The organism is Pantoea sp. E956-1 (genome assembly GCF_982223955.1).
The window spans coordinates 64,410-75,886 of sequence record NZ_CEUYZP010000001.1; the positions used below are offsets into that span (position 1 = coordinate 64,410).

The window sequence follows — 11,477 nt, forward strand, 5'->3', positions numbered from 1 at the left end:
GGATCCTTGGAATCAAAAACGAGGCGGCAGAAAGCGCGCCGAATCAGCCAGTGAATAGAGCAGCGTTGCCTCCTCCGGCTCACCAATCCAGACCGCCAGTGCGCTGAGATTATCTTTCTTAACGTTGCGGCTCACCGCCTGTTCCATCAGAGCCAGCCACTCTTCGCAGGCATTCACCATGCGCAGCGCCTGTTCCATTTCATGACTGGCCAGATTCAGCCAGAAGCCATCGGTGCAGACCAGAAACGCGTCGCCATCCTCCAGCGCAATCTCCTGCGAAAAGCTCACTAAGCGAGGCGGTTCAGCGCCGAGCGCATTATAGAGTAAATTACTGTTAATGCCGGTATTTTCATAGCCCGCTTCTTTTAGCTGCTGGGCCAGACTGTGATCGCGAGTGACCTCATTTAGCACGCCGCGGCGGAAGTGGTAAACCCGGCTGTCACCGGCATGCGCCCACCATGCGCGCTGTTTTTGGCGGTCAATAAACAGGGCCGCCAGCGTGGTGCTCATGCGTGAATATTTCGGATTTTTACCCTGTGCCTCATGCAGCGCGAAACGGCACTGTTCAATCGCCTGTTGGGTGATCTCTGGCGTAAAGTCGGCGTGCACCTGTAACTGGCTCAGCAGGGTGTCGCGCACCAGCTGGGCCGCCATCTCGCCGCCGGGCAGACCGGCCACGCCATCGCAGACCACAAAACAGGCTTTACGCTCATCCAGCTCTGCGCCGGTGCGATCCTGATTCTCGTCACGAAGCCCCTGCTGACAGCGGCTGGCAAAAACGATTTTCATGCTTCATCTACCCGTGTCTGAGAATCCTTATACTGATTCACTTCCATGTCATAGGCATGCAGAAAAGCCTCGCCAAACAGCGTATGGAAATCATCTTCAATCTCTCCAGCCGTACGCTGATAATTACGGATGAAGTAGTCCCACAGCGCCGCCTTCTTCATGGCGGAAAACGGCAGTTTTGACACCACGCCATCGGCACGCGCCTGCTCCTCCAGCCGCTGCGGATTAAAGGATTGCAGCATTGCCGCAATAATGGCGCGGATACCGGCAATCATCCCCAGCTGGTGGGCCTGCAGATCGACAAGGGCATCGCGTACCGCCTGTTCCGGCGGCATAAAACCGGGCATCTGACTCTGGTACATCTGCATCAGCACGGTCTTGCCGGAGGGCAGGATCTTGAACGGGTTGTTGGCCTCATTCAGGATCATCGTCATGTCCGCTTTGACACCACGCTTGAGAATGGATCGCGATGAGAGCAGCGCCACGGTACCCTGGGAAAAGAGGCTCAGCATCCGGCCAGTAATGCGCATTTGCTCTTCGTCCACCGGCGTGGCGTGACCGTTGCTGAGTCCCATTCCTTCCAGCAGTGCGGCGATGAGCCGATCCTGATCCACCGGCTGCGCCGTCAGCGTCCGACGCGGCTCGCTGGCCTGGGGGTCGATACCCAGGCGCGCATCGTTGTGGCGCTCATGGCGTGAGGCCGTTACCTCATTGACCAGCAGCCTGTCCTCAACCTCATGATGTTCATGAATGCCCAGCGGATTCGCAGGCTGAGCGCTGTCGCCGGCAAAAAGCGCGAGAGGATCGCTCTGCGTGGCATGGCAGGCGGGGTCACGCACTTCCAGCGCATAGTCACCGATGCGCAGCGCATCGCCATGCTTCAGCACGACCTGTATGCCGCGACCCAGGGTAACGCCGTTATGCTCCACCGGCGTTACGCTGCCCTGGTTCGTCAGACGGCACTCCCCGTCATGCGACAGGTGAACCAGCGCCTGCAGACGTGAAATGGCCCGTGTCTCATCTGGCAGCACCAGATCGTTGTCCTGACTGCGGCCAATGGTGCCGCCAGGCGGTTGAAACGCGACGCTTCTGACCGGAACATCCGTAGTGCATTGCACAATGGTAAATTGCATGAGTTATCCCAGATTGAACGGCAAACGTATCCGGCCTCACTCGAACATCGGAGGATAGAGGCCATTACGTCCCGGCTGTGAACCTGCCGCCGGGTTAAACAGTAACGAAAACAGTTGCGCGGTGAGGTTGCCGCTGTGCTTATGGGTCGCGTGGGCAAAACCATCACTGCGGTTACTCCACCAGTAGCTCATATGCTGCTGAGGATCGAAACGTTCAGCCACTTCACGCCAGCTCAGCGTGCAGGGCAGATCCTGAAAACCGATCACATCCATGATTTCAGAGGGCTTCCTGGCCGGGACCAGCAGCGGTGGCAAAGCCTGTATCTGCTGCTCTAACTGCTCGCCGTTCAGCGGTGTCTGAACCGCCCGTAACAGTGTCGCGCCCAGATCCTGAAACCAGTCGCCGGAAATGGTCAGCTGAGCAGGATGCCACTGAGCCAGTGTGAAGCTGTGCAGGGCCAGCAGCGGCCAGGCGCGTCCGACGCGGTCACAGGAGGGCAGCAGACAGCCCATCTGTATCTGCGGTCGGGTCGCGGTAACCGGCAGCACAAAGTTCCACACGGGCGCGTGGAGAAAGTCCGCGCTGTAGGAATACGCCTGCTGATGCCAGTGCATTAATCCCTGCTGGAACCAGTGATTCCACGGGCTAATCTGTTGCTCGCTCAGCCGACGGTGTAGAAAGTCACCGGTCGACGGCAGCTTGCCATACCAGCCGGGGGCCGTGTAAGCAGCCATGTTCACCTCACCATTACTCGCTATGCGAGTTTGATCGCGGGGCCGGGTGCGCGGGCGTTACCGCCAGCATGCTGCCCTGATCCGCAATGTTCAGATTCTCCGCCAGCTTGCGCATCATCAGTGCATTATCACGTGCATACGGCGACGACTGAATCTGCTGATCCAGCAACTGGCTCAGGTGCCAGTCAAGCTGCTGCAGGTCGCGGGCGCTTACCGTATCGGGCAGGGAGCGCTGTAAATTTTGCAGCAGCCAGGCCCGTAAAAATTCGCCATCATAATTACGCGGTTGATAGAGCATCTGATAGGCGCGCAGCGCATTGCGGCTGTAGGCGTTATCATCACCCGGATCGTTGCGCAGGATATTCGTAATCTGCTGCGCCACACGCGGCAGCAACAAAGACTTAAGCGCATTTTGATAAAGCACCCAGGCGGCATCGCTGATCTGATTACCCCGATATAAGCCCGCCCGCATAGTAAGCGGCGGATTATCGAGGGAAAAGCGCGTCGAGAGCGGCAACTTCACCAGGTTATTCAGAAAGGGTAGCAGATCAAAAATATTATCAGCAGGCTGATGAATGACCTGCTGACTTTGCTCACGGATGAGCGGCACCCGCGCGGCAACCTGCTGCAGATAGTGTTGATTCTGGTAATAGCTGATGCCCCACAGGCTGGAGGCAATCAGCAGTGCGCCAGCCAGCACACCGTAGCCAATCCAGTGGAACAGCTGATTACGGTACTCCCAGCGGCGGTTACTGCCGGCCAGGCCGCTCTCTTTGAATATCAGATCGCTGAGCAGGTCACGAATAAAGAAGCTCTGGCCTTTGTTGCCGGGAATCGGACTGTTGCGGTTAACGCTGTCCCAGGCCGCGATCGAGTGATCCCCCGCCTGACGCAACTGCAGTTTGCGACTCAGTTCACCCATCACCCGATCAAACGGCAGGCCTTCCTGGGTGCCGCTGGTGAAGAAGAGGCCGCGCGGACTCCAGGCGACCGCATCCTGATGATCAGAAAAAACGATATCCAGATATTCGTTCAGCAGTGGACGCAGCGAGGCGAACTCCTGCGGGAAGAGGAAGCACTCCGCGCGCTCGTTCAGATCGCGCTCATGGGTCATCTGCTCCGCCAGTTGCTGCTGGAGTTGCTGTTCCAGCCGCTGAAACTGCTGGCCAAAATGACGATGCCAGTCATCTTTGTGCGGCTTGCCCAGCTCCCAGTTGAACGTGAAGCCCCAGATAGCATCACGCCGCGCTTTATCAATGGAGCCGAAGTAGCTCATAAAGCCTTTCAGCAGATCGGTTTTGGTGACCATCACGTAAACCGGGAAGTGAATACCGGTCTGCTGATGCAGTTCTGCCATGCGCTCACGCAGCGCGCTGGCCTGGGCGAAACGCGCCTCGGCTGAATCACTCAGCAGATCGGCGACGCTGATGGTCATGATCACACCGTTAATCGGCTGGCGGGTGCGATAGCGTTTCAGCAGGTTGATAAAGCTGTGCCATTCCGCGGCATCGCGCACGCGCTGGCTCTCCTGCAACGCATAACGACCGGCGGTATCAATCAGCACCGCGCTGTCGGTAAACCACCAGTCACAGTTGCGGGTGCCCCCGACGCCGCGGACCGCATTTTTGCCCAGCGTATCGGTCAGCGGGAAATCGAGGCCGGCATTAAACAGCGCGGTGGTTTTACCGGCGCCGGGCGCACCCATGACCAGATACCAGGGCAGCTGATAGAGGTAATTGGCGTTAAAGCGTGAGAGCAGGTTCCGGCTGTGACGACGGCCAAACTGGGTGCGTTTCAGCTGCATTGCAGCTTCGCTGAAGCGCTGGTTGAGCCGCTCTTCGGTCATCTGACGTTCCGCCGGGTCATCGTTGCCCGATAGCTGAAGCTGGGTCAGTAAGCGGCTGTTGAACCAGGCACGATAGAGCGACGGGATCAGCTGGAACAGGATCCAGAGAAAATAGAGGACGCTCACGGTGAGCTGGCGCGGCAGCACGGGTTCCAGTGGGCGCGATTCGCCCCATGACCAGAACGGCCCCAGCATCCAGACCAGACAGCTCAGCGCCGTGACGCCAATAAAGCTCCACAGCAGGCGATGCGTTAGCAGCAGGCGAAGGGAGGCGCGCATTATTGTGCTCCTTGATGATTACTGAGCGTTTCAGGCGCGGCAAACAGGGTGATTTCAACGCGACGGTTGCGGGTCCGGTTTTCGCTGCTGTCGTTGGGCAGCAGCGGGTCGCTGTCGCCGCGGCCTTCAGAGCGAACCGTATGACCGTCAGCCAGTTGCAGTTGTAACAACTGGGTGATGGCGCGGGCGCGGGCAAATGAGAACTCATAGCTGGAGGCAAAGCGGCTGTTATCCACCGGATGATCATCGGTAAACACCGACACCAGAATGGTCCCTTTGACATCTTTCATCGCGGTTGAGACGCGAGCCAACAGGGCGCGCCCTACCGGATTGATCACCGTGCCCTGTTCGGCGAACAGTTTGTCCGCGGGGATGATGACTTTGCTGCCAAAGGCACCATCGCTGACCTCGAGCTGCCCGGCTGCAATCACATCATTCAGGCGCTGACGCAGATCGAGCAGCGCCTGCGGAGAAGAGGGACGACGGCCCGCGGTAATCTGCGGCAGCGGCGTCTGATAGAGAGTACGCAGCAGCGGTTCGGCGGCATTGCCGAGACGCCAGTTCAGGCCGCTGTAGATCAGGCAGCCGATCAGCGCGACCAGCATGGCACAGGCCCAGAGCGGCACCATCGGGCGGGCGAGGGTGCTCACCAGCGGATGCACTTCCACCAGGGGCGGTTGCGGTGTCTGATGCTGGGCGCGGGTTTCGTCAATCAGGCTTTTCAGGCGTTTACGGATACCGTCGCACTGGGCGCGACCATTTTCACTGCCACGATAGCGGCCTTCATAGCCCAGCAGCAGGCAATATTGCACCACTTCCAGCAGCCAGAGGTGTTGTTGTGGGCTTTGTGAAATGCGCGACAGCAGTTGAAAGAATTTTTCGCCGCCCCAGCTTTCATTATGGAAGGTCACCAGCATGCCGTTGCCAGACCAGACGCCGCGGGTGCCCCATGGAGTTTGCGCTGCCGCTTCATCGAGCGCGCTGCAGATGCAGTAACGCGCGCCGATAATCATCTCAAACGGCAGCCCTGCCTGTTTACAGCGTTGTTCAAACTGGCGGATTTCATCGATCAGAGACTGGCGCAGACCCGCAGGGTCGTCATGGGTGGCTGCCTGACGAATTTGCACCACCGCGTTCAGCAGTGGCGCCGCAGCCTGAAGTAATAGATTCTCATTGCCTGAGGAGGTTGCCTCACGCGCAGGGGATTCCACAGTCATTAATTCGTGATCTTCCAGCCAATGGCAAATCCCTGTACCCGCAGCCCGGGACGGTTCTGCGGGCAATATGCGCCGGATTTCATAGTCAGTCTAAGATCCAGGTCGCGGTATCGTTAGTCCGGCAGGCTTTGCTGGCGCCGCCGACGGCCACACAGACCTGTTTCGTTTTGCGGGGACGTGGACGATCGCTCTGCACGGTGGCATCGTAACGACTGCTCTCTACACCCGCTTTTAACGGCACATAACCGATCAGCGGGCCGTCAGCCTGATCAGCAATCGCCAGCCAGTTATGTTCCACATTACCTAATACTTCAAACGGCTTACCTGTTTCGAGATAGCGAACCACTTTGCCGCCGTAATCAGGCGAAGTCATGACGGATGCACCATAAAGCGCCCGCCATGTCTGATTGACCGGCTCAAATTCAGTCGGTGCCGCGACAGCGTGTCGATGGACCAGTTTGACGCCGTTAATTTCGCTGGTGACCAACGTATCGTCAGTGACGGGCGGCGGCGGGGCCTTACAGCCTGCCAGGGTAAGAACCGCCAGCAGCGTTAACGCAAGACTCTTTTTCACCATGTTCCTCGTGATCTCATCAAAGTATCTGCATATTGCGAGGCCCGATGCCAGGAGACGATCTTTCTCGCGCCGCATCGTGCCGAAATTCTGTTTTTAAAAAAGGGTCAGATTACATCGGGATAGTAACGCATTCAGTTTACCTAAGACTTTTGAGAATTCAAACCATTGCACCCGCTGCCGATGCGTGATAGCAGGCACTTTACAGGCGGGCAGCGGGGTGAGAAAAGCGCCAGGCAATGCGATAGTTAAAGCGAACTGAATTATCGCAGCAACAAACTGATTGAGAACAGTGCCGCGCATTCTGACATGCAATGAATCCGATTGGAAACTATTAAGATTTACTAATGCCTTGTTGCCGAAAAAATTTATCAGTTTGCGTTAAGAAACTTATCAAAATCAGATTTTACGCCCCTGCTCAGGCCCTCTTTTTTCCGGAAAGCGGCACGCCTTTTGCTTCTGAAAGGTTTTAACCGCACAGAGGTGAGCAATGAGGGACGCCCTGACCTGGCTACAGGCATCACGCGCGAGCGAAATCGCCAGCCTGCAACGACTTCTGGAAACCGGCGAGCTGATGGCTGCCGTCAGTGAGCTGGTCCATCGGTTGCAGCGGGAACGCGGCGCAAATAACCTCTGGATCTGCTCTGGCGGAGCGCTGTTCAGCGCCGAGCGTCATGCCCGCCAGCAGGAGGTCAGCGCCGGCCTGGAGCATTTTTATCAGGCGTTGCCGCCCGCCATCCCACAGCCCGGCTACAGCCGCTTCTGCAACCTGATTGCCGCTGCCCTGCAGGCGCTGGCCGGACTGCCCGCGCTGCGCCAGCAAATCAGCCAGCGTGAGCTTGATCAGGCCGCGGCGATGGCCGCCTTTAACCAGGTCATCCGTACTTTACTCAATCTGGTGTTTGAGGCCGCCGACACCGCCAGCTATCCCGGCATCTCCCGAGCACTGATCGCGCTGTTCAGTTTTATGCAGGGCAAAGAGCTGGCCGGGCAGGAGCGGGCCATCGGCTCAGCCGGCTTTGCGGCGCGTCAGTTCACCCCCGACCAGCGCAGCCAGATGGTCGCCCTGATTGCGGCCCAGGAGCAGAGCTTTATCACCTTCCGGGAATTTGCCGACAGCGCCGCGTGTGAATCCTGGCAGCCGCTGGCCCAGGCCAGCCGCGACATCGAACGCCTTCGTCGCATCGCCTGCACCGGCGGCCGTTGTGATGAGACCGGCGCGCTGCACTGGTTTTCCCTGCTCTCTGAGCGGCTGGATCAGATGAAAATGCTGGAGGATGCCCTGACGGCGACATTGATGCAGCGCTGCCGGGCTGCCATTAATCAGGCACAGCAGGAGGCGGCAGGGAAAGTGGTGCAGGGCGACAGCAATTTTTCACTTTACGTCTCCGGGGCGGACTGGCTGCCCGGCGCGGCGGCGCTCGACAGTGACGGGCTGGCACCACAGCTCGGACGCTCGGTGCTATCGCTGATTGGAGAACAGTCGCAGCGCCTGCAGCAGCAGGCGGATGAACTGGCGGCGATGCGCGCCTCACTGGACGAGCGGCGGGTGATCGATCAGGCCAAACACTGGCTGATGCAGCAGCAGGGTTTAACGGAAGAGGCCGCGTGGCAGGCAATGCGTAAAAGTGCGATGAATCAGAATAAGCGGGTACTGGAGATCGCCCAGGCGGTACTGGCGGTGGCGAAGACCCTGAGCAACTAACCCTGATGAGGTAGCTGCACACCCTTTGTGCGTGATCTGCGTCATAAACGTGCAAAAACGGTTAATTTTTCAACAGCGCGTCACCGCAGGTCGGCATTAAGGCTGTTTCGGCGATCTGGCACACCCTTTGCTTAATCCTTACAGAGAGTACGCATTGCTCCCGCCAATGGCGGTGGGGTCAGTGCTTTGGATAAAGGCGTCCATCCGCAGGCTTCGGCTTGTCGGAGGACGCCTTTTTTTATTTCTGTTCAGGGGCAACATGATGAGCAAAACGCCATTTTCACTGACACGACGTCAGGCACTGATCTCCGGTGCCGCGCTGGGTGCGGCCTGGATCGTTCCGGGGTTACGAAATGCGGTCTGGGCAGCGGGATCGGATGCGCCAGAAAAAGCACAGGTGCGGGTCGGCTTTATCCCGCTCACTGACTGCGCGCCGGTGGTGATGGCCTCAGTGAAAGGCTTCGATAAAAAGTATGGCCTGACGTTGCAGGTCAGCAAAGAGGCGAGCTGGGCGGCAGTGCGCGACAAACTGACTTCCGGTGAACTGGATGCGGCACATGTGCTCTACGGCATGATCTACGCCCTGCAACTGGGTGTAGCGGGTCCGCAGCACGACATGGCGAACCTGATGACGCTCAACCATAACGGGCAGGCGATCACCCTGTCGAACCAGCTGAAAGCCAGTGGGGTCACCGATGCGGCCAGCCTGAAAAAGGCCATTGATGGCAGCGCTAAAGGCAGCTTTACCTTCGCCCATACCTTTCCGACCAGCACCCATGCCATGTGGCTCTACTACTGGCTGGCCAATGCGGGCATTCACCCGTTTGATGACGTGCGCACCGTGGTCGTGCCGCCGCCCCAGATGGTGATGAACATGAAAATTGGCAACATGAGTGGCTTCTGCGTCGGCGAGCCATGGAACCAGCGCGCCATCAGCGACAACATCGGTTTTACCGCCGCCACCAGCCAGCAGATCTGGCCGGAGCACCCGGAAAAAGTGCTTGGCACCCGCGCGGAGTGGGTTAAAGAGAACCCCAACACGGCCCGTGCACTCACCGCCGCTGTGCTGGAGGCAGCGCGCTGGATTGATGCCTCGGACGACAACCGCCGCGAAACTGCACAGGTGTTAGCCGGTCGCGCCTGGATCAATACCAAAGTAGAAACGTTACAGGGGCGGATGCTCGGTCAGTATCAGAACGGCCTGGGGCGGTCGTGGCAGGACGCCCACCCGATGCGCTTTTTTGACAACGGCAACGTCAGTTTTCCCTGGCTCTCAGACGGCATGTGGTTCCTGACCCAGATGAAACGCTGGGGCCTGCTTGCCAGCGATCCCGACTATCTCGCGGTGGCGCGCCAGATCAACCGCATCGACATCTACAAACAGGCCGCCAGCGCAGTCGGGCAGGTTGCACTGCCCGCCAGTGAGATGCGCAGCAGCACCCTAATCGACGGCAAGATCTGGGACGGCAGCAATCCTGCCGCCTACGCCGCCAGTTTCGCCATCAAACGTTAAGAGAGGTTGCTATGAAAACTGACGCGCGCGCCCTGGCGCAGCCGGTGCAGAGTCACAACAGTGCCACCGTTATTCCGTTACAGATCACCCCGAAAGCCGCTGCCCGTCCGGCGCGTCTGCGTCCGCTGTTGCAGCGCGCCATTCCCGCCACCGGAGGCCTGTTATTAATGCTGCTGGTGTGGCAGATAGCGGCGCTGTCGCAACCGGGTTTTCCTGCGCCTTACGCCACCTGGCAGGCTGCTCAGGTCTTGTTTGCTGACCCGTTCTACAGCAATGGGCCTAACGATCAGGGCATCGGCTGGAATGTGCTGGCGTCGCTTCAACGCGTTGGCATTGGATTCGGTCTGGCCGCGCTGGTCGGCGTTCCGGCGGGCTTTTTAATCGGTCGCTTTCCCTTTATGGCGCGAATGTTCAATCCGATTATCGCCCTGCTGCGGCCGGTGAGTCCGCTGGCCTGGCTGCCGATTGGCCTGCTGCTGTTTCAGCGCGCCGAGCCTGCCGCCAGCTGGACCATTTTTATCTGTTCGATCTGGCCAATGATCATTAACACCGCCGAAGGGGTACAGCGTATCCCGCAGGATTACCTCAACGTGGCGCGGGTGTTACAGCTCTCTGAATGGACGGTGATGCGCCGGATCCTGCTGCCCGCCGTGCTGCCCGCGGTGCTGACCGGGGTCCGTCTCTCTATCGGCATCGCCTGGCTGGTGATCGTCGCCGCTGAAATGCTGACCGGCGGACTGGGCATCGGCTTCTGGATCTGGAACGAGTGGAACAACCTCAACGTGGAAAACATTCTGGTCGCCATTCTGGTCATCGGCGTAATCGGGCTGCTGCTGGAACAGGGCCTGATGCTGCTGGTCCGTCGTTTTAGCTGGGATAAATAGGGAGAGCACCATGCAACAGATCATACGCGTTCAGCAGGTCAGCCAGCGTTTTAACACCGCCAGCGGCGAGTTTCTGGCGCTGGACAATGTCAGTTTTGATATTCACGAAGGGGAAACCCTGAGCCTGATTGGCCACTCCGGCTGCGGCAAATCGACGCTGCTGAACCTGATTGCCGGGTTAACACGGCCCAGCAGCGGCGTGCTGCTGTGTGACAACCGCGAAATTACCGGCCCCGGCCCGGAGCGCGCGGTGGTGTTTCAGAACCATTCGCTACTGCCGTGGCTGACGGCATTTCAGAACGTCGAGCTGGCGGTGCAACAGGTGTTTAAAGGGCGCTTCAGCAAAGCGGAGATGCGTGACTGGATCGAGCACAACCTTAACCGGGTGCAGATGAGCCACGCCATGCACAAGCGGCCCGGCGAAATCTCCGGCGGCATGAAGCAGCGCGTCGGTATTGCGCGGGCACTGGCGATGAAGCCGCGCGTGCTGCTGCTGGATGAGCCGTTTGGCGCGCTGGACGCCTTAACCCGCGCCCATCTGCAGGACAGCGTGATGCGCATTCAGCAGGAGCTGAACACCACCATCGTGCTGATTACCCATGACGTGGATGAAGCCGTGCTGCTGTCAGATCGGGTGCTGATGATGACTAACGGCCCGGCGGCGCAGGTTGGCGAGATCCTCACTGTCGATCTGCCGCGTCCGCGTTCGCGGGTGGCGCTGGCGGATGAGCCGCGCTACCACCAGTTGCGACAGAAAGTGCTGCATTTCCTCTATGAAAAACAGACCACTGCGGCGTAAGGA

The 11,477-nt window shown here is 58.9% G+C and carries 10 protein-coding genes; 4 read left to right on the forward strand and 6 right to left on the reverse strand.

All coding sequences use genetic code 11. The annotated features are described in order from the left end of the window. Window positions 1–12: 12 nt before the first annotated feature. The 6 genes from AC0T7J_RS00350 to AC0T7J_RS00375 all read right to left on the reverse strand — a co-directional run bounded on the left by AC0T7J_RS00350 (window position 13) and on the right by AC0T7J_RS00375 (window position 6,576). Window positions 13–789 (reverse strand): PP2C family protein-serine/threonine phosphatase, encoded by a 777-nt coding sequence (locus AC0T7J_RS00350; RefSeq protein ID WP_473791359.1) that lies wholly within the window; start codon window positions 787–789, stop codon window positions 13–15. Next, on the reverse strand, window positions 786–1,922 hold the full coding sequence (gene tagH / locus AC0T7J_RS00355; protein ID WP_473791361.1) for a type VI secretion system-associated FHA domain protein TagH: 1,137 nt from the start codon (window positions 1,920–1,922) through the stop codon (window positions 786–788). Before tagH ends, AC0T7J_RS00350 begins: the two co-directional genes overlap by 4 nt. Before the next feature lie 36 nt (window positions 1,923–1,958). Then, on the reverse strand, window positions 1,959–2,657 hold the full coding sequence (tagF, locus tag AC0T7J_RS00360; protein WP_473791363.1) for a type VI secretion system-associated protein TagF: 699 nt from the start codon (window positions 2,655–2,657) through the stop codon (window positions 1,959–1,961). Window positions 2,658–2,670: 13 nt separating this feature from the next. Further along, window positions 2,671–4,782 (reverse strand): type VI secretion system membrane subunit TssM, encoded by a 2,112-nt coding sequence (gene tssM, locus AC0T7J_RS00365; RefSeq protein ID WP_473791365.1) that lies wholly within the window; start codon window positions 4,780–4,782, stop codon window positions 2,671–2,673. After that, entirely contained in the window at window positions 4,782–5,999 is a 1,218-nt protein-coding gene (gene icmH / locus AC0T7J_RS00370; RefSeq protein ID WP_473791367.1) for a type IVB secretion system protein IcmH/DotU, read from the reverse strand. Before icmH ends, tssM begins: the two co-directional genes overlap by 1 nt. A gap of 85 nt (window positions 6,000–6,084) precedes the next feature. After that, window positions 6,085–6,576 carry an SH3 domain-containing protein gene (locus tag AC0T7J_RS00375; protein WP_181016818.1) on the reverse strand — a complete coding sequence of 164 codons (492 nt, stop codon included), beginning with the start codon at window positions 6,574–6,576 and terminating at the stop codon, window positions 6,085–6,087. 487 nt (window positions 6,577–7,063) lie between these two features. Between AC0T7J_RS00375 and AC0T7J_RS00380 the strand changes: the two genes are divergently transcribed. From AC0T7J_RS00380 to AC0T7J_RS00395, 4 genes are all read left to right on the forward strand, one after another. After that, window positions 7,064–8,278, forward strand: a complete 1,215-nt coding sequence (locus AC0T7J_RS00380; RefSeq protein ID WP_473791369.1) for a nitrate- and nitrite sensing domain-containing protein — start codon at window positions 7,064–7,066, stop codon at window positions 8,276–8,278. Window positions 8,279–8,540: 262 nt separating this feature from the next. Continuing rightward, window positions 8,541–9,791, forward strand: coding sequence for a CmpA/NrtA family ABC transporter substrate-binding protein (locus tag AC0T7J_RS00385; protein ID WP_473793142.1), 1,251 nt, complete (start codon window positions 8,541–8,543; stop codon window positions 9,789–9,791). Between the two features lie 11 nt (window positions 9,792–9,802). Continuing rightward, window positions 9,803–10,675: a nitrate ABC transporter permease gene (gene ntrB, locus AC0T7J_RS00390; protein WP_473791371.1), complete on the forward strand. Its 873-nt coding sequence runs from the start codon at window positions 9,803–9,805 to the stop codon at window positions 10,673–10,675. 10 nt (window positions 10,676–10,685) lie between these two features. Next, window positions 10,686–11,474 (forward strand): ABC transporter ATP-binding protein, encoded by a 789-nt coding sequence (locus AC0T7J_RS00395; protein WP_473791372.1) that lies wholly within the window; start codon window positions 10,686–10,688, stop codon window positions 11,472–11,474. Window positions 11,475–11,477: the final 3 nt, after the last annotated feature.

What these genes read in the sequence shown, in the direction of transcription:
- AC0T7J_RS00380 (WP_473791369.1), top strand. Translation starts at nt 7,064, where the DNA reads ATGAGGGACGCCCTGACCTGGCTACAGGCATCACGCGCGAGCGAAATC.
- AC0T7J_RS00375 (WP_181016818.1), bottom strand. Translation starts at nt 6,576, where the DNA reads ATGGTGAAAAAGAGTCTTGCGTTAACGCTGCTGGCGGTTCTTACCCTG.
- AC0T7J_RS00385 (WP_473793142.1), top strand. Translation starts at nt 8,541, where the DNA reads ATGAGCAAAACGCCATTTTCACTGACACGACGTCAGGCACTGATCTCC.
- ntrB (WP_473791371.1), top strand. Translation starts at nt 9,803, where the DNA reads ATGAAAACTGACGCGCGCGCCCTGGCGCAGCCGGTGCAGAGTCACAAC.
- tagF (WP_473791363.1), bottom strand. Translation starts at nt 2,657, where the DNA reads ATGGCTGCTTACACGGCCCCCGGCTGGTATGGCAAGCTGCCGTCGACC.
- tagH (WP_473791361.1), bottom strand. Translation starts at nt 1,922, where the DNA reads ATGCAATTTACCATTGTGCAATGCACTACGGATGTTCCGGTCAGAAGC.
- tssM (WP_473791365.1), bottom strand. Translation starts at nt 4,782, where the DNA reads ATGCGCGCCTCCCTTCGCCTGCTGCTAACGCATCGCCTGCTGTGGAGC.
- AC0T7J_RS00350 (WP_473791359.1), bottom strand. Translation starts at nt 789, where the DNA reads ATGAAAATCGTTTTTGCCAGCCGCTGTCAGCAGGGGCTTCGTGACGAG.
- icmH (WP_473791367.1), bottom strand. Translation starts at nt 5,999, where the DNA reads ATGACTGTGGAATCCCCTGCGCGTGAGGCAACCTCCTCAGGCAATGAG.
- AC0T7J_RS00395 (WP_473791372.1), top strand. Translation starts at nt 10,686, where the DNA reads ATGCAACAGATCATACGCGTTCAGCAGGTCAGCCAGCGTTTTAACACC.